Below are 24614 nucleotides of genomic sequence, written 5' to 3' on the forward strand. Positions count from 1 at the left end.
ATACTTTTTAAAGTTCTTCTTCAATAGGTAAATAGATGAGGTTTTTTGTCAGCTTTTGTGGTATAATTGTATATTTACGGTAAAATTTTTATACACATAAAAACAGGCTTTCTCATGAAAAAACTCCTGATTTTGGGAACTGTCATTTTTTCTCTTTTTCTTAAATCCCAACAGATTAACGATTCTCTGAATGCCAGATTACAAAATGTAACCAAAGATACAAAGTTTGGTTTGGCGCTGAGTGGAGGTGGTGCAAAAGGATTTGCCCACATCGGAATTCTGAAAATGATAGACTCCCTTGGAATTAAGGTAGATTATATCACCGGAACCAGTATGGGCGGTATCTTGGGCGGTTTATATGCAATGGGATATAATGCAGACCAGTTAAAGAAAACCATTTATAAAGTTGATTGGAACAGGATTCTGAGCAATAAAATTCCATACAACAAGGTCAATATCAGTGAAAAGGATGAGTATGATAAATATATTCTGGAGTTTCCGGTTGTGAAAGGGGTTCCAACGCTTCCCAGTTCCTATATTGAAGGTCAGTATATGGGCGAGGTTTTGAATACACTCACCTTTAACGCGAAGCATATCAATGATTTCAGCAAATTAAGAATTCCTGTAGAACTTACTTCCTCAGATATTGAAAACGGAGGTTTGATTATGCAGAAAAAAGGATCTCTGCCGCTTGCAATTCGGTCTACACTGGCTATTCCTGCAGCTTTTGCTCCTGTTTATATTGATGGAAAACTATTGGTAGATGGTGGATTGGATAGGAATTATCCGGCCAATGAAGTTCGGCAGATGGGTGCCGACTTTGTGATTGGTGGTTATACAGGATTCAGGCTTTTTACCAAAAAAGAGATTGAAAACCCAATGAAAATGATCTACCAGACTCATGCCATCCGTTCCGTTGAAGATTTTAAGCACCAGAAGGCTTTATCCAACATTTTGGTAGACTTTGTAGATCCTTTGGGAGATATTACCACAAAAGATTTTGCAAGGTTCAGAAAGATCATTAAAATAGGTGAAATAGAAGCCAAAAAGCATCTTCCTGAATTTGTTGCATTGGCAGAAGCTCAGAAAAAGCTGGGTATTAAGTACGAACATGAAATGATTGAGGAGGTAAGGCTTCCTACAACTAAATTTACCTTCAATGAAGAAAATGGCACTCCGCTTGCCGATGAAGTCGAAATTGCAGTTATTAAAAAGGAGCTCGGCCTGACAGAAGGGAAATATTATGATGTGAAAACCGTTAATGAGGCGATAGACAGAGTATTTGGAGTACGCCAGTACGAAAAAGTATATTATACCTATACCAATGAAGGTGATGGTCTTGTGATGAATATTTTCGTTAAAAAAGTTAAGAAAGGAGCTTTTAAGCTGGCTCTTCACTATGATACAGAGCAATCTGTGGGAATTATTGTGAACTATACTTACAGAAATATTCTGGCTAATAGATCCAGATTTCTGGCTACCATCGATATTTCAGAACGTTTTAAAGCAAGATTGGCTTACCAGCGTTTTCTGGGGAGCGGCGACCATTGGTGGATAGATCTTGAAGCTAAAATGGTTCATCTTAAAAGTAATGATTTGATTTTTAGGACATTTGGGTATGATGATGAAGACTCCACGACAAAGTTTCCTAACCACATGTATCGGAATATTACCGGAAAAGTGGCTTTGAATTATAATATTACTCCTAATGCTTTTATTTCTTTGGGAACGGAATTCAGTACAGAAAGGATGTATACCTTGCTGGATAAAATAGACCAGGCAAAAGTAGATAATTTTAGTAAAAAGCTCTATAATCACAGTAATTTTAATGCTTTTTTGAAATTTGAACAGAATAATCTGAATAAAAGATACTTTTCTACCAAAGGAAATCATCTTCAGGTAAGTACAAGGCTTTATTTCGGAGATCAATATGAGCTGTATGATCTTCAAGTTGTGCAGCCTCAGTTATATCCTATTTTAAATCCTAAAAACCCGGATTATTTTTTAGCAAAGAACCTCGTATCATTCACTCTGAATGAAAACTTTGCTCATCCTATTACAAGAAGGCTGGCAGCGAAGGTTAATCTTTTTCTGGGAACAAGTTTTGGTTCATACAGAGAAGATACAGTACCTTACTTTTTCCTCAATCAGAAGTATAATATTGGGGGGAGTGAATACAATTACGATTTGTTAAATCCTGAATTTAATGGCCTTCGTCAGAAAGAATTGCCTATGAATTCTGTGGCTAAACTAGGTATATCGCTTCAGTACAGAATCATGAAAAGATTATACTTAACGCCTTCCTTCAGCTATGGAAAAGTAAGTGAGGAGTTTTCTCCTTTCAATGACAGCTTTGAAATGTTCGGCTATGGAGTAAATCTTGGATATGAATCTCTTATAGGCCCAATCAATCTTAATATTTCCAGAAATAACCAACTTGATTTTTCAAGGATATATTTCAGTATCGGATTTAAGTTTTAATGAGTAGGGAAGCTGGAGGCTGGAAGTGGGAAGTACTCGAGACTAAGGCTGCATTTTTATCTCAATTTTTATTAATAGATTAAAATGACTTCCAGAGGTTATCGGAACAATAGTAACTTCCAGCCTCCCTCTTCCAGCTTCCAGTCCAATAACTATTGTCTTGGAATTTCAGGACGTGGTATTTATTTAAAAAAACAGAAAAGCACCCCATTGCTGGAGTGCCAAAATTAACTTGAAAATGATATATAAAAAGGATTAGATGCTATAGCTTAACTTTCTTATTGATGGTTTTTCCGTTAGCAAGAGTCATTTGTACTACATATACTCCTGGTTCCATACTTCTCGATTCAAATTGTTGAGAATTCACTTCCTGCTGATGAAGCAAAGCTCCGGAAATACTGTATATACTGATAGTTTTAATATTATTATTAGCTCTGGCTTTGATCTGTTTGTTCTGTGCAAAAATATCTGTACTGTTTTCCAATCTGCTGTTTCCAAGATTCTTATTAAACTGCAGGTTATAATATGGCGTAACGACTTCGAACGTATATTTCTGAGGATTCAGGTTTTTTAGATTGATACCATCGTTTTCCTGATATTGGCCTTGGGAAATGGTTGTAACCAGATTTTTATTTTCATCAAAAATATGAACTGCAGAAAGTTCATTCTCATCGATTTTTAATTTTAAAACTGAATTGTTTTCGGATTGTACAATTTCATTTTCCACCACCTCTCTAGGAGTATTCTTGATGTAGGGAAGCATCTTTTCCTGATTGTTTTCCAACACTTTCAATAGATATACACCATCATTTAAAGAAGATAGATTACGTTCATTTGCAGTTCTGCTGCTTATTTTCTCTTTATTAAAATCAGTAACTTCAACCAACTGCAGATTTCCAAGTTCGGGTTTTATCTGAGATGAAAATAGGATAGGAGCTTCTGCTGCTTGTTTTCCAAAAATAGATCCTACTGCAGCCCATTGGTTAAAAAAACCACCACTTCTTAAGGTATTGAATTTGGCATTAGAAGCCAGAACGAAAGGAACTATACCACCCACGTGTCCGATAGGTCCCCAGTAGAAGGAATCCAGTTTGTATTTATTCAGATCCCACCATGCATAATAACCACGCTGTACATCAATAGTTTTGGAGGTATTTTCAGGTGGAATAGCTAAGTCTACGGAAGAATGGCCTAATGTCATAGGGGTTTTATTATACCAATCATAAACATCTTTCGGCTTTAGACACTGTCTGAATTGATGGTTGGGGTTATTGGTTACTTCATTGATGAAATTGGTTGTGAATAGTTTTCTCCATATGAATGGTCCCCAGAGTAAACCGCCATTATCCTGAACAACGTGATAGTTATATTTGTCAAGATATTCTGCTGAAATAACTTCTGAAATATCATTAGTATAGGTTTTATATCCTGTATTATTGCAGCTGTGAAGCACATTGGCAAGAAATGAACTGAATGGGTAAATATCCTTTTCTAAAACACCTTTCTTTAAAGTGGTTTCCGACATATCATAAGGACCATCACCCATATAAGCATATGTAAACTTCAGATTCCCAGGGTTTGATACATTTAATCTTTTTAAAGTAGACATGGCTGCATGTGCTCCTTGGGAATAGCCTGCCAGAAAGTATTCATCGTAGCGTTTTATTCCCTGTTGTGCCAATACCTTATTGGCGGCTGTAACAAAATCAATAGTGGCACCAGATTCAGTTGCATAGTCTACATATGGATGCACACCATCTCCGTCTCCCATCCCTACATAGTCAGGAGCCATTAAAATATAACCGTTGAGTACATAAGAAAGTTCCACCACGAATCCTGCGGTTAGAGTTCCTTTAAAATTAGAAGGAACGTTATCCCTGCTATCGGTAGTTCCATGGTCTGAGACGACTGTGGAAAGCTTCATATTAACATTAGGATACATCAGAAGTCCTGTTGCTTTTACAAGAACATTTTTTTCATTTTTGGTGTAATAGGTTATTTTATATCCTTTTAAACCTACATTGAAACCATTCAGATAACTTACAAAATCAGGAGCGTTCTGCTCACCAAGATTGCTGGCGATGAAATTAGCGACTCCCTGTGGAGTTAAGTCTAGTTTTTGTTCGGCACTTATAAGATCTCCTGCCTGTTGGGCCAGATAAAAAGGTGCAGTGAGTCCTAACAAAAAAGTTGTTATTTTCTTCATATCGTGGATTTTTACTACTGTTAATGTAGTATTTTTAATAATTCCTCAAAAATATTCAGACATTAATAACTATTCATCGAATATTAAATTCTCTGAAAGGTGAGTAAAATAAAAGAGTCTGATCCAAAGACCAGACTCTTAGTTCTATATTTTTTTTCCTTAGAAAGCGTTGATACCTGTAATATCTAAACCGGTGATTAACAAATGAACGTCGTGAGTTCCTTCATAAGTAATAACAGACTCCAGATTGGCAGCGTGTCTCATCATTGGGAATTCACCCATGATACCCATGCCTCCAAGAATCTGTCTTGATTCTCTTGCAATGTCAATAGCCATTTTTACGTTGTTGCGCTTAGCCATTGAGATCTGTGCAGGTGTTGCTTTATGAGCATTTTTAAGATTTCCTAACTGAAGACATAATAACTGAGCTTTTGTAATCTCTGTTAAGAATTCAGCTAATTTTTTCTGTTGAAGCTGATAAGATCCGATTGGTTTACCAAACTGCTTTCTTTCTTTGGAATACTGAACTGCTGTACAATGACAGTCAATAGCCGCTCCGATTACTCCCCAGGAAATTCCATATCTGGCAGAGTTCAGACAAGATAAAGGTCCTTTCAGTCCTGTAACGCCAGGAAGTAGGTTTTCTTTCGGAACTTTTACATCGTTAAATACCAATTCTCCTGTTTTGGAAGCTCTCAAGCTCCATTTATTGTGTGTTTCCGGAGTAGTGAATCCTTCCATTCCTCTTTCAACAATTAATCCCTGTATTTTTCCTTCTTCATTCTTTGCCCATACTACAGCAATGTCGCAAAGAGGGGAGTTGGTGATCCACATTTTTGCACCATTCAAAAGATAGTGGTCTCCCATATCCTTGAAGTAAGTTTCCATAGAACTTGGATCAGAACCGTGATTAGGCTCGGTTAATCCAAAAGAACCAATCATTTCTCCAGCAGCTAATTTTGGAAGATATTTCTTTTTCTGTTCCTCAGAACCGAACTCATTAATAGGAAACATTACCAAAGAGCTTTGTACTGAAGCAGCAGAACGTACTGCAGAATCTCCTCTTTCTAATTCCTGCATGATAAGACCATAAGAAATCTGATCTAATCCGGAACCTCCATATTCAACCGGAATATAGGGTCCTAATGCCCCGATTTTTCCTAATTCTCTCATAAGGCCAGGAAGATCAGTATGATTTTGTGCTGCCTGGTCAATCTGCGGCATTACATAACTTTCAACCCAATCCCTTACAGATTGGCGGATCAGTTTGTGTTCTTCAGTAAGTAAAGCATCAATTCCATAATAATCAGGGATGCTTGTAAGAGGATAATATGACATGATTTTTTGATTTTGTTAAAAATAACATTTTTCGTGGTGTTTAAGAAATTTTTTTGAAAACTTATCTAAATGCTGGTTTTCAAACAGATAATATGGTTTTTTCCTGTGTAAGGAATAAAATTCACATTTTAAACCTCCTCATCATTGGAGATAGGATACTGATTAGTGGCATTATGAACCTCAGTCTTGAATTTATACAGATATGGAGCCTTGTTAGCAGAACCGTCGTATAGCTTTTCCAATCTATCAAGGATATTTAGGCTTAATATTTTTCGTTGGAAATTATTTCTTCTGAATTTCTGTCCTAAAATAGTTTCATAAAGAGCCTGAAGGTCCTTCATCGTAAATTTTTCAGGAAGAAGATTACTGGCTGCCACTTCAGTGTTGATATTCATTCTCAGGTATTCCAGTCCGGTTTCTATAATTCTGTCGTGATCAAATGCCATCTTGGGAAGATTGTTCACCTCAAACCATTCACAGCTTTCATTAAAAGCATCCGGAAAAGTATTGGTCAGTGAAAAATCGATAAGACTGCAGTATCCTACCGTAATAAACCTTTGAAAGATCCAGTGATCTTCCGGTACTTCAATCCCTTTATTTCTAAGAAGGATCTGATGAACATTGTTTTCTGTACGGTCTATTCTTCCAAACGTATGAAATTGCTTTAAAAATAAACCTTTAAGGTGTGTTCTTTCATACAAAACACGCTCTGCGGCTTCCCTCAGGTCTTCATCATTGAAAACAAAACCACCAGGAAGTGACCATAGATCCAGATCATGATATTTTAACAATAGGACTTTCAGAATATTATTGTGAAAGCCGAATATCGTACAGTCTACAGAAATATGAGCAACGAAATCCTTTGTGTCGATCAGTTCCTGAAGTGTTTCTTTGCTTTTTGTGTCTTTGATTTTCATGGTTGTAAAAATAAAACTATTTTCTATATTTTCTTTTTGAGACGGTAAAATATAATAAACTAATCACAAAAAGAAGAATTACAGAGCATAAAATATATAATGGATAAAAGTTTAAAAGCTGCTTCCCAAAGAGTATAGCCATGATAATAGAACTCACAGAGCTTCCCAGGGAAGAAAAAATAACAATAAGAGAGGTAAACAGATTTATCTTTTCTTTATCAACCAAAGCAATCATTTTTGAATTGACAACAGGGTATAGCGGTGAGAGAAATAAACCTATAACCGGAAACAAAAAGAGAATAAGCCTCGAATCTTCAGAATCAAAATACTGAAGCCCTAAAATCGTAAGTAATAAAGCGATGATAAGAGTGATGCATGTAATATAATATGTTGATAATGAAAACCTACGGATAATATTGGCTGTAACGGTTCTTCCTGCATACGAAAAAAGTGAAAGAAACGAAGTGGCCTGAAGAGCAAAAAATGAATTGACTTTCAAATGATTCTTATAAAAAGACGGCAACCATGAATTGAACCCCTGTTCTACAAAAACAATAAAGAAGATTACCGCAAGAAACAAAGCAACCACAGGGGTTGTAAATACTGATAATTCTGTGAGTATACTTTTGTTTTCCGATGGTTTAGACTCTGTTATTTCTATTTTTGAAAGAAGGAATATGGTAATGGCAGATAATACAGCAATTAGTAAAAACCCAAATCTCCAGAATTCGGAATACTGGCTTGAGATGATCCATCCAAAACCTGTATTCACCACAAAAATTCCGATCATAAAAGAAGCTTCCACGCTGTTCATTGTTTTAGCCAAAGACTTCTCATCCGAAATGTTATTCCTGATGATCCCAAACACACATATTTTCCCAATGGCAAAGCAGGCTCCAATAATGGCAAACCATACTTTATAAAACCAGAATTCTTCAATAAACGGAAGAAGGCAGGAGCAGAATCCTACAATAGCTAAAGCTGCAATCAGTGCTTTTTTTGATCCTGTTTTATTAATAAAGCTTACTGCAAATAATGAGATAAAAGCAATGGGGAGATCTTTGAAAGATTCCAGAAGTCCAAGTTCTCCATAGGTGATATTATTGTCTGCAAGCTGAAGGATAATAAGCCCCATACAGTTGAGCACCATTGAAAAAATCAGAAAGGTTAATTTAAGAGGAAGAGAAATTTTGGAAAGCTTAGCGGTCATTTCGGGAGTTAACTTTATTGAATTTTTATAACTTTTGGTGAATAATTGATACGAAGATATGGCTTTTAACCCTCAATAATAAACGAAATTTCAAAATATTTATTAATATAATGTTAATTAATTGAAAAAAAATATATTTTTATTGTCTCAATTTGAGAATTAAAACAAATAGCTGTATATGAATGTAAGAATATCGAGAAATTTAGGAGTGATTGCCGTCCTCTATTTTACGGCTAACTTCAGTGGCCAGACTAAAAAGGACACGCTTTCTAAGGAAAACAAAATAGATGAGATTGTAGTGATTGGTTATGGGACCCAGAAGAAGTCTAATGTAACCGGGGCAATCGCAAGTATTAAAGCCAGTGATATAGAAAACATCCCTACCGGTAAGCCGGAACAGGTGTTGCAGGGAAGGGCTGCAGGGGTTTCTGTAGTAACTAATTCCGGACAACCGGGTGCTGCTGCAACAGTTCGAGTTCGTGGAATCACCAGTTTTGGAGCCGGAAGTAATAGTCCGTTATGGGTGGTAGATGGTATTGTGGTGGATAATATCGGCTGGCTTAATCAGTCTGATATAGAAAGTATTGAAGTGCTGAAAGATGGAGCATCATCTGCAATTTATGGAGTTTCTGCGGCAAAAGGAGTAATCCTGGTTACCACAAAAAAAGGGAAGAAAGGAAAACTGGTTCTTTCCTATAATGGATTTTACGGATTTTCGAATACCGCTAAAAAGCTGGACCTTTTGGATGCCACTCAATATGCCAAAATTATTAATGAAGGTTTTGTAAATGACGGACAGGCTCCTCGTTTTGCAAATCCTGAATCCTTTGGAAAAGGAACAAACTGGCAGGATACCATTTTTGGAACAGGAGAAAAATCTTCCCATGAAGTAAGTATTACGGGGGGTAATGATAAATCCAGTTACTATACATCGTTCGGGTATTTCGATCAGACAGGTATTGTAATGACGGATATCTCTTATTATAAAAGAATCAATGCAAGATTCAATTCAACCCATAAGGTTACAGATTATTTAACATTAGGGCAGACTTTTGCCTATACCCATACAAAATCTCAGGGCGTAAGCGCTAACGAAGAATACGGTGGGCCGTTAGCTTCAGCAGTTAACTTAGATCCAATTACACCAGAAGTGGTTACAGATTGGTCTCAGGTAGATCCGGGTGGTTATACAGATCCTTATATTATCCGTGATCCCAATGGCAATCCTTATGGAATTTCGCGTTATGTAAATAATGAAATGACCAATCCAAGAGCTTTTCGTGCTATTCAGCAGGGAAATTACAATTGGTCTGATGATTTTGTAGGGAATATTTTTGCTGAACTTAAATTTCTTAACCACTTCACATTCAAGTCGAGCTTAAATGGAAAGAAATCATATTGGGGCAGTCGAACCTTTACACCCAAGTATTATTTAAGTCCAAGCTACAGAAGTACAAGTTTTAACAGCCTGAATAAGGTGGATGAGAATAAATTTGAATGGAGTATGGAAAATACCCTGACTTATCAAAATAAATTTGGAGATCACAGTCTAAGTATTTTAATTGGGCAGGGAGTATATCGATATAATGTATCAGGTGGGGCCAGCTTAACCTACAGTAATCTGCCAATTGATAGCTGGCAGGATGCTTCTTTTAACTTTGATGTTCCTCAGGATGATATTACAGCAAAAGGATGGGACGGAATTCAAACCCGTAAGGCATCTTATTTTGGTAGGATCATTTATGACTATGCTGATAAATATTTATTTACAGGGACTATTCGTAGAGATGGATCTTCAAAATTTGCGACCAACCATCATTGGGGAACTTTTCCGTCAATGTCTGTAGGATGGAATGTTCATAAAGAAGATTTCTGGCCGGAAAATAAGGTGATTAATAACATGAAACTGAGAGGGGGTTATGGGGTTTTAGGAAATGATGAGATGGAAAACTTCAGATTTGCAAGTTTTATGGTTTCAGGAAGTAATTATACCACTCCAGGAAACAATATTATTATAGGATATGCTCCAAGTACATTAGAAAACCCTAATCTTAAATGGGAACAAACAAGCCAGTTGAATATTGCAGCAGATTTTAAACTATTCAATAATTTTACTTTTACAGCAGATTGGTATAAGAAGAAAACTACTGATATTTTAAGACAAATTAATATTCCAGGTTATGTAGGAGTTCCTAATTTACCTTGGTCAAATGTAGGAGATATGGAAAACTCAGGACTTGAGCTTGAGTTGGGGTACAAAAAAAATTGGCAGGATTTCAGTATATCGGTTAACGGAAACTTTGCTACCATAAAAAATAAAGTGTTGCGATTAGAGGATGATATCAATTACTTCAATCTCGCTTCTTTCCAGACTATGGGAGCGGTATCAAGAGTAGCTGTGGGGCAGCCCTATGGATCGTTCTATGGGCAGACGTATAGCGGTGTTTTCCAGAATCAGGCACAAATTGATGCTTATGTAAATGCCAATGGAGGCAAACTTTTACCGGATGCAAAACCTGGGGATTTTATCTGGCAGGATAATAACGGAGATGGTAAAATTGACGAGGATGATAAAGTGAATTTAGGAAGTTCTATTCCAAAATATACTTTCGGACTTACGGTTAATTTGAATTACAAAAACTTTGATTTTATGGTATTTGCCCAAGGACAGGCAGGTAATAAAATTTTCCAGGGACTAAGAAGGTTGGATGTTGTGGATGCCAATTATCAGACAAAGATTTTAAACCGCTGGACAGGAGAGGGTTCTACTAATGAAAATCCAAGGGTTACCCGAAATGATCCTAACCATAATTATACATGGATGTCAAATTATTATCTTCAGAAAGGAGATTATGTGAGAGTGAAAATTGTTCAGTTAGGATATACACTTCCTCAGGATATTACCAGCCGTTTCGGAATGAGTAAAGTGAGACTCTACATCACAGGAGAAAACCTTTTCACTTTCACTAAATACACCGGATATGATCCGGAAATTGCAGGAAGAAATAATTCTGAACAGGATATTATAGGGGTGGACAGAGCTTATTATCCACAGGCCAGAACATTCTTGCTGGGAGCAAATATTCAATTTTAATATGTAATAACATGAAAAATAAGAATTTTATATATAAAGGACTTGCTGTTACGATGTTGGCAGGTTTAAGTTTCAGTACCATTGCCTGCGGAGGCTCTTATCTGGATGAAGTGGAAAACTCAGGATCTTTTAAAACGGATATGTATTTTAAGAATGAGACTCAATCTTTTAGTGCATTGGTATCTGTATATGATGTTTTAAGAAAATATTCCAGCGGCTTCGAAAATACAGTCACTTTTTTTAATGCGGGATCTGATGATTTTTACTCAGGAGGAGGAAGTTCTAATGACGGAGCTGGTATACAGGGAATGAATAACTATGCCATAAATCCTAATACGATGCCTGCAAGTTATTGGAGAGATTACTATCAGGGAATAGCAAGGGCTAATCTTTTGATAGAGAATGTTCCAAAAGCAGACATGAGTGATGAACTTAAAAAAAGATTCAGTGCTGAAGCAAAAGTACTGAGATCTCTGTACTATTTTGAACTTTTAAGAATGTTTGGAAATATTCCCTTAGTCCTTAAGAGTGTGAAATTTGATGATGATTACTGGCATATTCCACAGGCAAAACCGAGTGAAGTATACGTTCAGATAGAAAATGATATTCTTGCTTCCATTCCGGATTTAATGATGACAGCCAATGGTAATGACAAAGGGAGGATTACACAGGGAACAGCCAGAGCAATATTAGGAAAAATTTATTTGTATGATAAAAAAATGCCTGAAGCAGCAACCCAATTCGCAGCAGTGAACGGGACTCCTGGTGGCGTTAGCCAGTACGGATATAAATTAGTGGAAAAATATGCAGACCTGTTTAAGGTAGGATCAGAAAAATCAGATGAATATAAATTTTCAACAGAGTCTATTCTTGAAGTGATGCATACCAACAAAGCAAACTCTGACTGGAGTTTCTGGGGACAGGGAAAAGATGAAGGTAATTCCATCAATGCAATGCTAGGTCCACGTTCTTATTCTGTCAATAAAAAGATTGTGGATAATAAAGCACCAGATCTGTTTCCGGGTTGGTCATTCAATACAGTAACACAAGATTTATATGACTTTATGCAGGGAGATCCTAGATTAGATGTGACTATTTTTAATATAAAACCATGGGTAGACCAGGGTAAAGTAACTTATAGTCCTGCGTTTGCGGATACTGGGTATTTTTTAAATAAATATATGCCTACCAGAGATTTGGTAAGTTCACTTCCTGGAGCTCCTGAGCTCAATTTCAGACAGAATTATATTGCCATACGATTAGCTGATACCTATCTTATGGAAGCAGAAGCTTTAGGTGGAGCTGGTGCCAGGGCTCAAGCACTGTTGGATGCGGTAAGAGCAAGAGTTGGTTTAGCATCGGTTCCTGTTTCAATACAGGCTATTAAAGATGAAAGAAGACGAGAACTTGCCGGTGAAGGCCATAGATGGTTTGACCTTGTAAGATGGGGCGATGCTCCTTCAAAGCTAGCATTTAAAGGATTTAAAGCCAATAAAAACGAAATCTTACCCATTCCGTATAATGAATTGCCGAATACATCGCTGCACCAAAATCCGGGATATTAAATATGAAGTTTCACAACTTATATAGTTTCTTTAAAGGTACTGCACTGCTTTGCGGTGTGGTACTTTTTCCTTTATCATGTACCTCAGTTGCTCAGAATAAAGGTGACGAAGTTCAATATTGGCTAACCAAAGGAGATGAAAGTATCCAATTACAGTCTCAAACTCCAATCAGATTTGTAAATATGTCAAATAACTTTCAGAATATTGAAATTGATGATACCCAAAAGTTTCAATATGTTGATGGGTTTGGATATACATTAACGGGAGGAAGTGTTGAGGTGATCAATCGTTTGTCACCAGCCAAAAGAAAAGCTTTACTGAACGAACTTTTCGGGAGTGATAAAAACTCTATTTCCATTAGCTATTTGAGATTAAGCATAGGTGCTTCAGATCTTGATAGTGAAGTATTTTCCTATGATGATCTTCCGGAAGGGCAAACGGATGTTGAACTTTCTAAATTTAGCCTGATAAAAGACAAAGACTTGATTGCTATGCTGAAGGAGATTTTGACCATTAATCCTAAAATTAAAATCATTGCAACGCCGTGGTCAGCACCAGTTTGGATGAAGGATAATGGAAAATCAAAAGGAGGAAGTTTAAAACCTGAATTTTATGAAACGTATGCACAATATTTTGTAAAATATATCCAGGGAATGAAAAAAGAAGGAATCATTATTGACGCCATCACACCTCAAAATGAACCTTTACATCCGGGTAATAACCCAAGTATGTACATGCCTTCTGAAAAACAGAGAGATTTTATTAAAGGATATTTAGGACCTTCTTTTAAAACCAACAATATTAAAACCAAAATTGTTGTATACGATCATAATTGCAATAAACCGGAATATGCTCTTGATATTCTAAAAGATCCTGAAGCTTACCAATATATTGATGGATCAGCTTTTCATTTGTATGAAGGTGATATTTCAGCATTAAGTACTGTTCACGATGCTTTTCCTGATAAAAATCTATACTTTACCGAGCAATGGACAGGTTCAAAAGGAACATTCAATGAAGATCTGAACTGGCATATGAAAAATGTAATTATCGGATCCATGAGAAACTGGAGCAAAACAGCTTTGGAATGGAATCTTGCCAATGATCCGAAATATGGGCCCCATACAGTGGGCGGATGTACCGAATGTAAAGGAGCTATTACTGTTTCAGACAGTGAGAATTTTACCAGAAATGTAGCTTATTATATTGTGGCTCATGCGTCTAAGTTTATACCTGCAGGTTCACAAGGTATTGCTTCAACACAAACAAAATATTTATCCACAGCAGCATTTAAAACCCCAGCTGGAAAAACAGTGCTGATTGTTCAGAATGATAATAAGGCCGTTGAAAATTTTAATATTAAATTTGCCGGAAAGATCGCTACAGTAAACATTCCTGGGCAATCTGCCGCAACTTATATTTTTTAATCGAATAAGTATGAAGAGAGTTTATTTGTTACTGGCATTCTCAGCATTTGGAATGAGCATCTACGCACAGAAAACAACAGATCAGAGAGTAGCAGAGCTTTTATCTAAAATGACACTGGAAGAAAAAATAGGGCAGATGGTTCAATATAGCGGGTTTGAATACGCCACAGGACCTCAGCATTCTAATTCAGCTGCAGTGCTGGAAGAAATCAAAAAGGGAAAAGTTGGCTCTATGCTTAATGTTGCAGGAGCAGAAGAAACCAGGGCATTTCAGAAACTGGCTATGCAATCCCGGTTGAAGATTCCTTTATTGTTCGGACAGGATGTTATTCATGGATACAGAACTACTTTTCCTGTCAATATTGGACAGGCGGCGAGTTGGGACCTGGGAATGATAGAGAAATCAGAAAGAATTGCAGCTACAGAAGCTTCAGCTTATGGCATCCACTGGACTTTTGCGCCGATGGTAGACATTGCCAGAGACCCAAGGTGGGGAAGAGTGATGGAGGGTTCGGGGGAGGATACTTACCTCGGAACTCAAATCGGATTGGCAAGAATTAAAGGATTTCAGGGAAAAGGATTAGGAAGCCTCGATGCCATTATGGCCTGTGCAAAACATTTTGCAGCATATGGTGCTGCGGTAGGGGGAAGAGACTATAATTCTGTTGACATGAGCCTTAGGCAACTGAATGAAACCTACCTTCCACCTTTTAAAGCTGCAGCCGAAGCGGGAGTTGCTACGTTCATGAATTCTTTCAATGATATCAACGGAATTCCAGCAACAGCCAATCAATATATCCAAAGAAATTTACTAAAAGGAAAATGGAATTATAAAGGTTTTGTGGTTTCGGACTGGGGGAGTATTGGAGAAATGATTCCTCATGGATTTGCCAAAAATGGTGCTGAGGCTGCTGAAAAAGCAATACAGGGAGGCAGCGATATGGATATGGAAAGTAGAGTATATATGGCAGAACTTCCGAAGCTTGTTAAAGAAGGAAAAGTAGATGCTAAACTGGTGGATGATGCTACTGGAAGAATTTTAACCAAAAAATTCGAGATGGGGCTTTTCGACGATCCTTACCGGTTCAGTAATGAAAAAAGACAGAAAGAACAGGTTGATAACCAGGAAAATAGAAAATTCGGAAGAGAATTTGGATCTAAAAGCATGGTGCTCCTTAAAAATAAAGAAAATATCCTTCCGCTTTCAAAGTCAGTAAAGACAGTGGCTTTGATTGGTCCGTTCGGAAAGGAAACCGTAGCTAATCATGGGTTTTGGTCTATTGCTTTTAAAGATGATACCCAGAGAATTGTTTCACAGTTTGACGGGATTAAAAATCAACTTGATAAAAACTCTACCTTATTGTATGCAAAAGGATGTAATGTAGATGATCAGGATAAAACAATGTTTGCAGAAGCAATAGAGGCAGCTAGAAAATCAGATGTGGTAATTATGACTTTAGGAGAGGGACATGCGATGAGTGGTGAAGCAAAAAGCCGTAGCAATATTGGCTTTTCTGGGGTGCAGGAAGATCTGTTGAAAGAAGTTGCCAAAACAGGAAAACCGATTATTCTTATGATTAATGCAGGAAGACCTTTGATTTTCAACTGGGCAGCAGACCATATTCCTGCTATTGTTTATACCTGGTGGCTGGGAACGGAAGCCGGAAATTCTATTGCTGATGTTCTGTTTGGAACAGTAAACCCAAGTGGAAAACTTCCGATGACTTTTCCAAGAACTGAAGGACAGATTCCGGTTTATTATAATCATTACAATACGGGCAGACCAGCAAAAAATAATACAGACAGAAATTATGTTTCAGCATATATTGATCTTGACAACGATCCGAAATTCCCGTTTGGATTTGGATTGAGCTATACAGACTTTACTTATTCCGATATGATTCTAAGTTCCGAAAACCTGAAAGGAAGTCAGAAATTAAATATAAGCGTTACTGTTTCCAATACTGGTAAATATGACGGAGAAGAAGTGGTGCAGCTTTATATAAGAGATCTTTTTGGGAAAGTAGTAAGGCCTGTAAAAGAATTGAAAGGTTTTAAAAAAATATTCATCAAAAAAGGAGAATTCCAAAAAGTAGAATTTACCCTGACGCCGGATGATCTGAAGTTTTTTGATGACGAATTGAATTTTGACTGGGAAATGGGTGAGTTTGATATTATGGTGGGAACCAATTCTCAGAATGTACAAACCAAAAGAATTAATTGGCAGAAATAAACTCAGTAGAAACAGGATTTAATTTTCTCAATATAAAGAAAGATCTTAAAAAGACTTTAACTCAACATAATGACCATAAACATTGTATGAATTTAAAATCCAAAAATATTATCCAGCTTTGTGTAGGTACAATAGTGGCTTTATCGGTAACAAATTGTACTTCAACCAAAGTTGATTCCGGCAGAAAATTAATCTGGAGCGATGAATTTAATGGAAGAGGACTTCCTGACTCTTCAAAATGGAATTATGATATTGGAGGGAACGGATTTGGAAATGAAGAAGCTCAGTTTTATACAAAAAACAGGCTGGAAAATGCCCGTATGGAAAACGGAAATCTCGTTATCGAAGCCAGAAAAGAAAATTGGGAGGGAAATAAATATACTTCGGCCAGACTTTTAACCAAAGGAAAATTTTCTTTTCAATACGGAACGGTAGAAGTACGTGCAAAACTTCCAAAAGGCAGAGGAACCTGGCCGGCTATCTGGATGATGAGTGAGGACATGAAGAAATGGCCGGATGATGGTGAACTTGATATTATGGAACATGTAGGATATAATCAGGGATATATTCATGCTTCAGTACATACCAAAAAATACAATCATATCCAGGGAACACAGAAAACGGATACTATGGTTGTAAAAGATGTAAGTGAAAAGTTTCATGTGTATAAAGCAGATTGGACCCCGGAAAAAATTGATGTTTATATAGATGATAAGAAATTTTTCACTTATGAAAACTTAGAAAAGACCAAGGATGCTTGGCCATTTGATCAGCCTTATTTTCTCATTTTAAATCTGGCGATAGGTGGTTTTTGGGGTGGAAAAGAAGGTGTTGATGATTATATTTTCCCACAGAAGTATTATATAGACTATGTACGAGTCTATCAAAATAAATAATGAAAAAGGGGACATCGTAGTCCAAAAATAAAAAATCATGAGAAAACTAATTGTAAGTTGTTTTGTAGTAGGTATTGTTATCAATGTCAATGCCCAGAATTATTGGAAAAAACATGAAGGAAAAACAGCTAAGGTAATTCTGACCAATTCTAAATTGAATGAAAGAATGACAGACAAAGGAGCCGTCAAATTTGAACAGTTTGGACAGCCAAAAGAAACGGAAGCCTGTATTTTTGTAGCTCCTGATTTTAAATATCAAAAACTGATCGGAATAGGGGGGGCTATTACAGATGCATCCGCAGAGACCTTCTATAAAATGCCAAAGAATAAGCAAAAGGAAATTCTGGATGCTTATTTTGGTAAGAACGGATTGGGATATACTGTGGTACGTACTAATATGAATTCCTGTGACTTCTCCAGTGATTCTTATACCTATGTGGAGGATAATGATACTTCGTTAAAAACATTCAATGTTGCTCACGACGAGAAGTATAAGATTCCGATGATTAAGGAAGCCCAAAAAGCAATAGGAAATAATTTTACCTTCTATTTTTCTCCATGGAGCCCGCCCGCCTGGATGAAATCCAATAAAAGTTTATACAAAGGCGGAAGACTAGAAAACCAATATTATCAGACCTGGGCCGACTACTATATTAAGTTCATCAAAGAATACGAAAAAAGAGGAATTAATGTCTGGGGGTTAACTGTTCAGAATGAGCCTATGGCCACACAGTCTTGGGAATCATGCATCTATACAGCGGAAGAAGAAGGAGATTTCTTAAAGAATAATCTAGGTCCAACTTTATGGAAAAACGGATATAAAGATAAAAAAGTAATGATCTGGGATCACAACAGAGATTTGATTTATCAAAGAGCAACTACCACGCTCAGCGATCCTGAAACTTCAAAATATGCCCATGGAATTGGATATCATTGGTACGAAACATGGAATAATAAGACTCAGCTTTTTGATAATCTGGCAGAAACACACAGAGCTTTTCCGGATAAATTTCTTGCCTTTACAGAAGGTTGTAAAGAGCAGTTTGCCATGGATAGAATTTATGACGTAAGCCTTGGAGAACTGTACAGCAAGAATATGCTGAACGATTTTAATAAAGGAAATGCTTTATGGACAGATTGGAATATTTTACTGGATGAAACGGGAGGCCCCAACCATAAAGGAAATTTCTGTTTCGCTCCAATCATTGCAGACACAAAGACAGGAGAGGTGTTTTATACCTATGAATATTATTACATCGGACATGTTTCAAAGTATATTAAACCTAATGCACAAAGGATAGGTTCTTCTTCCAACAGAGCAGCACTAACTTCTTCAGCGTTTATGAATGAAAACGGCCAGCTGGTAACGGTAATCATGAACGATTCAGATAACGATATTGAAACCAATCTTTGGATTGAAGGGATGGCTGCAAAGCTGAATGCACCCGCCCATTCTATACAGACCGTAATTTTATAACATCATATTACTATTATTTTAAAAGAGAATCGGCGGCCTCGAAGAGGCCGCCGATTCTTATATCAGGAATTATATGTAATGATTATTTTATCTCATGTTTTTCTCCATGTCCTTTGTTCACTACTTCAATTTTTCCACCTGTACCACACATACAAAATGAATCCTCTGTAAGAATTTTGTAATTATTGATAGTGTCTTTTTCTGTGGTCTTTTGCCAAGCCGTTGGAGCAGGAGTACATGGTAAATATCCCCCTGAAGTAGGTTTTAATTTACATTGCCCAAAAGGTTTAATATTTACATTTGCCTGTTTATCCTGCTCCGTAGCAATATGTTTTTCTTCAGCCGTAGAGAAATTCTGGCTGGTAACACTAAGGGTACTTGGTGTTGTTCCTTGGTTACAGGATAATTGGGCGGTATCAGTGATTTTTTGTGGCATTCTATGAAGTTTATTTTTTTTCGTAAACTATTTGCTTCTCACCATCACGACCCAAAATTTTAATTACTTTTAATAATTCTCCATTTGCTCCGTCTAACGTCAGGTAATACACCCCAAATACATCTTTATATTTTCCTTTAAAATTAATTTCCCAAGTAGAAGTATTATTTTGCAATACAGAATTATTTGTTACTACAACTTGATCTTTTAGTAAATCTAATTTTAAATCATTTTCAATATATTTTTTGACTTGTTCCCAGTGGAATTTAAAGGGTTTATCCCAATCTTCAACTTTCGTAAGTTTACCTTGTTCATCATATTCATATTTATTGCCTTTTATAAAGCCATATTGTCCATACGTTTCCCACATTGTGTTTAGAGAGCCGTTTTTAAAATATTTCTTATGTGTTATAAATAAAGAATTTAATGGTGTGATATCTTTTAAAAAGGTGTATCCATCAATATCACTTTCGTATACTTTGTAACCATTTTTATCAATATATTCATAACTTCCAGACTCCTTATTTTTATGTTTAAAATAGTTTTCAATATCAAATTTTTCGGTTGTATAAGTTTGCATTGTTTTAGGGTTTATTGAGGTTTCTATTTGGGTAGGCTGTGACCTGTCTTTAATTATCTTGCCCGCTTTTTCTTTTTCTTGTGAATGGCAAGAAATTATTATTAACAATAACTGTATTAAAATTATTTTTCTCATTTTTTAATAAATTTTAAAGTGTCAGTACTTTCAATTCTGTATAATGTAAAAAGTAAATCTTTTTTATAAAATAATTTGCCATATTGAAAATTATCAATATCAATTATATTTCCGTCAAATGTATATTTATGATATTCAATCTTATTTTCTCTCATTATTTGAGGATTATCAGTATCCGTTTGATAGTACTGAATCTTAACTTTATTTGGATTAAAGATTAAACGGCAGGAATCATATATCATGTATCCACCAGAAGATGTTTTTGCACAAGATGAACCTACTCTGGCTTCATATAATGTTTTATCCAAATTCTTTTTACAAGAGACTACACAAAAAATAACAAATGAAAAGACTATTTTTTTCATCATTATATTTTTTTAACATTTTTATAAATAAAAGGATATTGCCAATGCCATACTTGAATAACAGGTATTCCGCTTTCGATATCTGAATAATCCATAATGTTATCAGTCATTGAACGCTTAAACATATGCTCACCACCATGGAAAGGATGCTCTAATCCCATTGCATGAAGGCCTTCATGAGCGATAGTACTATCTGTAAAACCAGGATTATACACCACAACTGATCTTGCAGATGAAGGAATTCCAAATGCACGACCAAATAGCCCACCAGCAGTTTGGGCTATAAAATAGAATTTATAAACATTATCATATTTATTTCCATATTTAGCCTTAACCTGATTATTTAGAAATATTTGAATTTTATCTGTTGCCCCATCAGGAATCACTCCACCAGTTACATTTGCTTCTTTATTGAATAGTGTCCTTAAACCAGTTCTCTTTCCTAATGAATCGGTGTCCGATCTTAAATCTAAATCGATTGCATTTTGAAAACTAGGGTTTACCAAAGCCTGTCTTAAGTATAGATTTAGTGTAGATTGTTTGTTCAGACTTGGTTTACTCTCTGAGGGAGTACCATTAATATTTGTATGTACCTTTACAATTACACAATCTACTTTATAACGTTGTTTATTAGGGGTAACTAATAATTTTCCTGCCAATGCTTTTTCTTCCTCACCTTTTGCATTCTTAAAAACAGATATAACTTTAATACTTTGGTATTTATCAAAAGATTTTAAACATGTTATAGTAATTGTAGTTTTGTGAATTCCTTTTGTTTTTTGAGAAAAACTTTGTTTATCAAAACTAAATAATGATGAATCATCACATTCAATTTCCAGTCTTATTGGTTCCACCTCTACATCAATAGTCACATCTAATTTTGCTGAAGTATGGGTAAATCCTTTTGGAACTTCATTTTTAGGGTATAATGTCAGCCAAGGGACAAAGTAGGTAAATGTTGTTCTTCTTCCTCTACTATCTTTTCTTGTAAAAGTTCTTTGTTGGTAAGCTGTTTTTAGATTATTATAGTTCGATGAAATAAATTTATATGCATTAGGTTTAGTATCTCCTGGTAAAGAAGTATCTCCCATTCTCATCCAGTCAAAGCCATATTCTCCACTCCAATTAGTTTGAGGTCTAAATTTGACATAGCATCTGCCATCCATATATATGGGAATCTTTTTATATGGTTGTGCTTTATTGGTTTGATTGTTCCCTTTTTTACCATGCATATCCACAACACCTTTGCTATTCACAATAGTATTCTGATCAGAATGCATGAATAGTTTTTGAGTACCTGCAACATTCGCTTCTTTTGCCTGAATGAATAATTCATTTTCTGTATTGATAATTGTTTTTGTTGCCTGAGCGTGGAATAGTTCGGATACAGTCTGCAACATAATAGGAGTATTCATCAACGTCTTCTGAAGATAGTTCATCATTGCTGTATTTCCTACTGTTGATGTCATATTATTAGTAACGTTAATGTCGAAATTATTATTGGCATTAATTTCAACATCAGTTGCATTCATTGTGATTTTATTAGGAGCTGTAACGTTTATGTTTCCTCCGCCATCCATAAAATAGATATTTCCACTTGGATCTTTAATGGTCACACTACCATTGGCATCATTCATTAAAACTTTAATTCCGCTTCTGGTTTGAATGGATTTCAAGTGATTGTTTACCCCACCTCCCAAGGCAACATTACCATGAAACATTCCTCCCATTGCAAAAGGAAAATCAGGATTATGATATTCAAAACCTACCATTACCTGATCTCCAATTTCAGGGACTGCAACAAATCCTCTGTTTTGGCTTATTGCATCTGTTCCGCCTGCGTCAGGACTCATCATTCGGATAAAATGGGTTGTATCATTCAGTTGCCAGTCAAACCTTACCTGTATTCTTCCTTGATTTAAAGGATCTATATTAGAGATAACAGTTGCTACTTGTGACTCAGCTTTTGGCATTATAAAATCAGGTTTAGGCATAAAGCCAGTTCCTTCAGCTATTGCTTGAAAACTTCCTGTATAATATCCTCTTGCATCAACTTCATGATTTACTTCAGTCATCATCAAAGTGGTAAAGTGTGAAGTTTGATTGCTATCAGGTTTTCTCATAGCTAAATCCGCAACACAGCCTGTATAAAGGAATGGTACAGTTGTCTTTCCTGAAACTGTAAAAACATCTACAGCTTTACTTCCTCTTGCACTCTTCTGAGAATCGTCTATATCAAGAAACATATTAGGGTTAACGGGAGCAGGAGTCAATGAGCGGGTTTTAAATATATTGTTGTTAATCTCGTATGTTTCTGATGATAGTTCACCAAGATGTTTGATATGATGATCAACCCCAATCATCTTTGCGTGATTACTACTATTGTATCCAAAATATTCAGGTTTGATATGTATCGCATTTAATTCTATATGTACATCACTTACATTACTGCCATCAATAAGCTTTATGGACTTTTCATGAGGTGGTAATTTTCCGAAGTGTAATGTTTCTCCGTCATAATAGAATTGTTCCCCATAAGCCTCTGCAATTCTTACTAAATAATTATAATGAGTTTCGCAATATTGTGAACTATAATTAATATACCCCTTATTTTGTGTATCTATTATAAAATCAAACTCATTAGTTCCCAAAGATTCTTTAATTACCCTATCAGCAATAATAGAAGTGTTGACTGGCTGATTGCCTCCAAAACTTTGAGTATGCGGAGCAGAATCCATTAGAATGGTTGGGCTATTTCCTTTTAGTACAATATTTCCCAGACTCATTTTTTCCTGACTAAATGCTACCTTCATAATAACTCCTACAAATGTCCGTTCTGGGCTTTCGTTTTCAGGATCTTTATACTTGAAAGTAACGGTCAATCTTTTCCCCAAAAACTGTTTTGCTTGTTCTAAGTTATGATTTTGTGTTTCCCCTAAAGAATCATGCGCTAGAGTAAGTTCAAATTGATGATGGGTTTTGGCGCTTTGTTGCAGGCAGAAGTGCTTAAAGTGACTGATAGGTTTTCCATCAATCACAATATCAAGCTTTACCACACGGTTAATACCCGAAATATGATTCTCTGATATTTTATCTGAATTTGATGTGTTTTTTTTCATGATTTGTGTGTTTTCCTGAAGTTAAGTCACTAAAGTTAGATAAAAAATCATATCATAAATATAATATTTAATAAAATTTGAAAAATTGTAGTAAAACTACGATTTGTTGATAATCATATAGTTATGTGGCTTTTTGCTATTTCCCTTGTTTATATTACTATTTTGTATCTGAATAATAAATCAAAGATCTAATGACTGCGTTTCTTCTTAAGATTATAAATTTCTTTTTGAATATGAAGAGCTTCTAAAATGCAAAATCGGCGGCCTCGAAGAGGCCGCCGATTTGTTTTATTATATTTAAATACTGTTATTCAGCATCATATTTACCAATCACTTTCTGAGTAACACCTGAACTGCTGAAACCTCCATCATGGAAAAGATTTTGCATCGTTACTTTTTTAGTAAGATCAGAGAAAAGAGTAACACAATAGTCAGCACATTCAAGAGCCGTAGCATTTCCTAGTGGAGACATATCTTCTGCATACCCAAGGAATCCTCCGAAACCTTTCACACCACTACCTGCAGTAGTCATGGTAGGTGACTGAGAAACTGTATTTACACGTACTTTTCTTTCCCCCCAATAGTTTCCGAAAGTTCTTGCGATGCTTTCAAGATAAGCCTTGTTGTCAGACATATCATTGTAATCCGGGAATGTTCTCTGAGCAGCAATATAAGTAAGTGCCAGGATGCTTCCCCACTCATTCATACAGTCTTTCTCCCAAGCCACACGCATTACTTTATGGAAAGAAACTGCTGAAATATCCCAGCCTTTTTCCAACCAATCGTAGTTCATTTCCGTATAATGTTTTCCTTTTCTTACATTGATAGACATTCCAATGGAATGAAGGATAAAGTCGATTTTTCCAAATTTTGCAACAGCAGCATCAAAAAGTTTTTCAAGATCTTCGATAGAAGTAGCATCTGCAGCAATTACTTCAGAACCTGTTTTTTCGGCTAAACCATTAAGTTCTCCCATTCTCAAAGCGATAGGAGCGTTAGATAAGATGAATTCTGCACCTTCCTCATGACATCTCTCAGCAACTTTCCATGCGATAGATTGTTCATTAAGGGCTCCAAATATAATTCCCTTTTTGCCTTTAAGTAAACCGTATGACATAATTTTTTAATGTTTATT

General features: G+C 36.0%; 16 protein-coding genes. 7 read left to right on the forward strand and 9 right to left on the reverse strand.

All coding sequences use genetic code 11. The annotated features are described in order from the left end of the window. Window positions 1-114: 114 nt before the first annotated feature. Window positions 115-2481 carry a patatin-like phospholipase family protein gene (locus tag CHSO_RS11770; RefSeq protein ID WP_045496129.1) on the forward strand — a complete coding sequence of 789 codons (2367 nt, stop codon included), beginning with the start codon at window positions 115-117 and terminating at the stop codon, window positions 2479-2481. Window positions 2482-2743: 262 nt separating this feature from the next. On the opposite strand, the gene CHSO_RS11775 is transcribed toward CHSO_RS11770, so the two are convergent. The 4 genes from CHSO_RS11775 to CHSO_RS11790 form a co-directional block, all read right to left on the reverse strand. Further along, window positions 2744-4687 (reverse strand): T9SS type A sorting domain-containing protein, encoded by a 1944-nt coding sequence (locus CHSO_RS11775; protein WP_045496132.1) that lies wholly within the window; start codon window positions 4685-4687, stop codon window positions 2744-2746. Between the two features lie 159 nt (window positions 4688-4846). Then, entirely contained in the window at window positions 4847-6025 is a 1179-nt protein-coding gene (locus tag CHSO_RS11780; protein ID WP_045496134.1) for an acyl-CoA dehydrogenase family protein, read from the reverse strand. Between the two features lie 128 nt (window positions 6026-6153). Next, complete coding sequence (locus CHSO_RS11785; RefSeq protein ID WP_045496135.1) at window positions 6154-6942, reverse strand: NUDIX hydrolase; 789 nt, start codon at window positions 6940-6942, stop codon at window positions 6154-6156. A gap of 16 nt (window positions 6943-6958) precedes the next feature. After that, window positions 6959-8152, reverse strand: a complete 1194-nt coding sequence (locus CHSO_RS11790; protein WP_084220969.1) for an MFS transporter — start codon at window positions 8150-8152, stop codon at window positions 6959-6961. Between the two features lie 178 nt (window positions 8153-8330). On the opposite strand from CHSO_RS11790, the gene CHSO_RS11795 reads away from it, so the two are divergent. The 6 genes from CHSO_RS11795 to CHSO_RS11820 are packed head-to-tail and all read left to right on the forward strand — an operon-like array spanning window position 8331 to window position 18844. Further along, window positions 8331-11246 carry a SusC/RagA family TonB-linked outer membrane protein gene (locus CHSO_RS11795; protein ID WP_045496137.1) on the forward strand — a complete coding sequence of 972 codons (2916 nt, stop codon included), beginning with the start codon at window positions 8331-8333 and terminating at the stop codon, window positions 11244-11246. Between the two features lie 11 nt (window positions 11247-11257). Continuing rightward, complete coding sequence (locus tag CHSO_RS11800; protein WP_045496139.1) at window positions 11258-12811, forward strand: RagB/SusD family nutrient uptake outer membrane protein; 1554 nt, start codon at window positions 11258-11260, stop codon at window positions 12809-12811. Between the two features lie 2 nt (window positions 12812-12813). Continuing rightward, window positions 12814-14238: a glycoside hydrolase family 30 protein gene (locus CHSO_RS11805; RefSeq protein ID WP_045496141.1), complete on the forward strand. Its 1425-nt coding sequence runs from the start codon at window positions 12814-12816 to the stop codon at window positions 14236-14238. Between the two features lie 10 nt (window positions 14239-14248). Further along, a complete protein-coding gene (locus CHSO_RS11810) occupies window positions 14249-16471 on the forward strand; it encodes a glycoside hydrolase family 3 N-terminal domain-containing protein (protein ID WP_045496143.1) in 2223 nt (740 codons plus the stop codon). After that, window positions 16459-17367, forward strand: a complete 909-nt coding sequence (locus CHSO_RS11815; protein WP_232509191.1) for a family 16 glycosylhydrolase — start codon at window positions 16459-16461, stop codon at window positions 17365-17367. The genes CHSO_RS11810 and CHSO_RS11815 overlap by 13 nt, the downstream gene beginning before the upstream one ends. Before the next feature lie 37 nt (window positions 17368-17404). Beyond that, a complete protein-coding gene (locus CHSO_RS11820) occupies window positions 17405-18844 on the forward strand; it encodes a glycoside hydrolase family 30 protein (protein ID WP_045496145.1) in 1440 nt (479 codons plus the stop codon). An 82-nt stretch (window positions 18845-18926) separates the two neighbouring features. Here the strand turns inward: CHSO_RS11820 and CHSO_RS11825 are convergent, their stop codons facing one another. The 5 genes from CHSO_RS11825 to CHSO_RS11845 all read right to left on the reverse strand — a co-directional run bounded on the left by CHSO_RS11825 (window position 18927) and on the right by CHSO_RS11845 (window position 24596). Further along, complete coding sequence (locus CHSO_RS11825; protein ID WP_045496147.1) at window positions 18927-19280, reverse strand: DUF4280 domain-containing protein; 354 nt, start codon at window positions 19278-19280, stop codon at window positions 18927-18929. A gap of 10 nt (window positions 19281-19290) precedes the next feature. Then, the gene (locus tag CHSO_RS25030) at window positions 19291-19995 is read right to left on the reverse strand and encodes a hypothetical protein (RefSeq protein WP_052480577.1); all 705 of its coding nucleotides are present in this window, start codon (window positions 19993-19995) and stop codon (window positions 19291-19293) included. Continuing rightward, window positions 19992-20363, reverse strand: coding sequence for a hypothetical protein (locus CHSO_RS11835; RefSeq protein WP_045496149.1), 372 nt, complete (start codon window positions 20361-20363; stop codon window positions 19992-19994). Before CHSO_RS11835 ends, CHSO_RS25030 begins: the two co-directional genes overlap by 4 nt. Beyond that, window positions 20363-23479 carry a type VI secretion system Vgr family protein gene (locus CHSO_RS26100; RefSeq protein WP_185114278.1) on the reverse strand — a complete coding sequence of 1039 codons (3117 nt, stop codon included), beginning with the start codon at window positions 23477-23479 and terminating at the stop codon, window positions 20363-20365. The genes CHSO_RS11835 and CHSO_RS26100 overlap by 1 nt, the downstream gene beginning before the upstream one ends. 307 nt (window positions 23480-23786) lie before the next feature. Further along, window positions 23787-24596, reverse strand: a complete 810-nt coding sequence (locus CHSO_RS11845) for an enoyl-ACP reductase (RefSeq protein WP_045496151.1) — start codon at window positions 24594-24596, stop codon at window positions 23787-23789. Window positions 24597-24614 lie beyond the last annotated feature (18 nt).

Source organism: Chryseobacterium sp. StRB126 (genome assembly GCF_000829375.1).
Taxonomy (GTDB): Bacteria; Bacteroidota; Bacteroidia; order Flavobacteriales; family Weeksellaceae; genus Chryseobacterium.

Coding starts and splice junctions, on each gene's coding strand:
- CHSO_RS11795 (WP_045496137.1), top strand. CDS start 8,331: ATGAATGTAAGAATATCGAGAAATTTAGGAGTGATTGCCGTCCTCTAT.
- CHSO_RS11805 (WP_045496141.1), top strand. CDS start 12,814: ATGAAGTTTCACAACTTATATAGTTTCTTTAAAGGTACTGCACTGCTT.
- CHSO_RS11775 (WP_045496132.1), bottom strand. CDS start 4,687: ATGAAGAAAATAACAACTTTTTTGTTAGGACTCACTGCACCTTTTTAT.
- CHSO_RS11780 (WP_045496134.1), bottom strand. CDS start 6,025: ATGTCATATTATCCTCTTACAAGCATCCCTGATTATTATGGAATTGAT.
- CHSO_RS11785 (WP_045496135.1), bottom strand. CDS start 6,942: ATGAAAATCAAAGACACAAAAAGCAAAGAAACACTTCAGGAACTGATC.
- CHSO_RS25030 (WP_052480577.1), bottom strand. CDS start 19,995: ATGAGAAAAATAATTTTAATACAGTTATTGTTAATAATAATTTCTTGC.
- CHSO_RS11810 (WP_045496143.1), top strand. CDS start 14,249: ATGAAGAGAGTTTATTTGTTACTGGCATTCTCAGCATTTGGAATGAGC.
- CHSO_RS11790 (WP_084220969.1), bottom strand. CDS start 8,152: ATGACCGCTAAGCTTTCCAAAATTTCTCTTCCTCTTAAATTAACCTTT.
- CHSO_RS11845 (WP_045496151.1), bottom strand. CDS start 24,596: ATGTCATACGGTTTACTTAAAGGCAAAAAGGGAATTATATTTGGAGCC.
- CHSO_RS11770 (WP_045496129.1), top strand. CDS start 115: ATGAAAAAACTCCTGATTTTGGGAACTGTCATTTTTTCTCTTTTTCTT.
- CHSO_RS26100 (WP_185114278.1), bottom strand. CDS start 23,479: ATGAAAAAAAACACATCAAATTCAGATAAAATATCAGAGAATCATATT.
- CHSO_RS11825 (WP_045496147.1), bottom strand. CDS start 19,280: ATGCCACAAAAAATCACTGATACCGCCCAATTATCCTGTAACCAAGGA.
- CHSO_RS11800 (WP_045496139.1), top strand. CDS start 11,258: ATGAAAAATAAGAATTTTATATATAAAGGACTTGCTGTTACGATGTTG.
- CHSO_RS11835 (WP_045496149.1), bottom strand. CDS start 20,363: ATGATGAAAAAAATAGTCTTTTCATTTGTTATTTTTTGTGTAGTCTCT.
- CHSO_RS11820 (WP_045496145.1), top strand. CDS start 17,405: ATGAGAAAACTAATTGTAAGTTGTTTTGTAGTAGGTATTGTTATCAAT.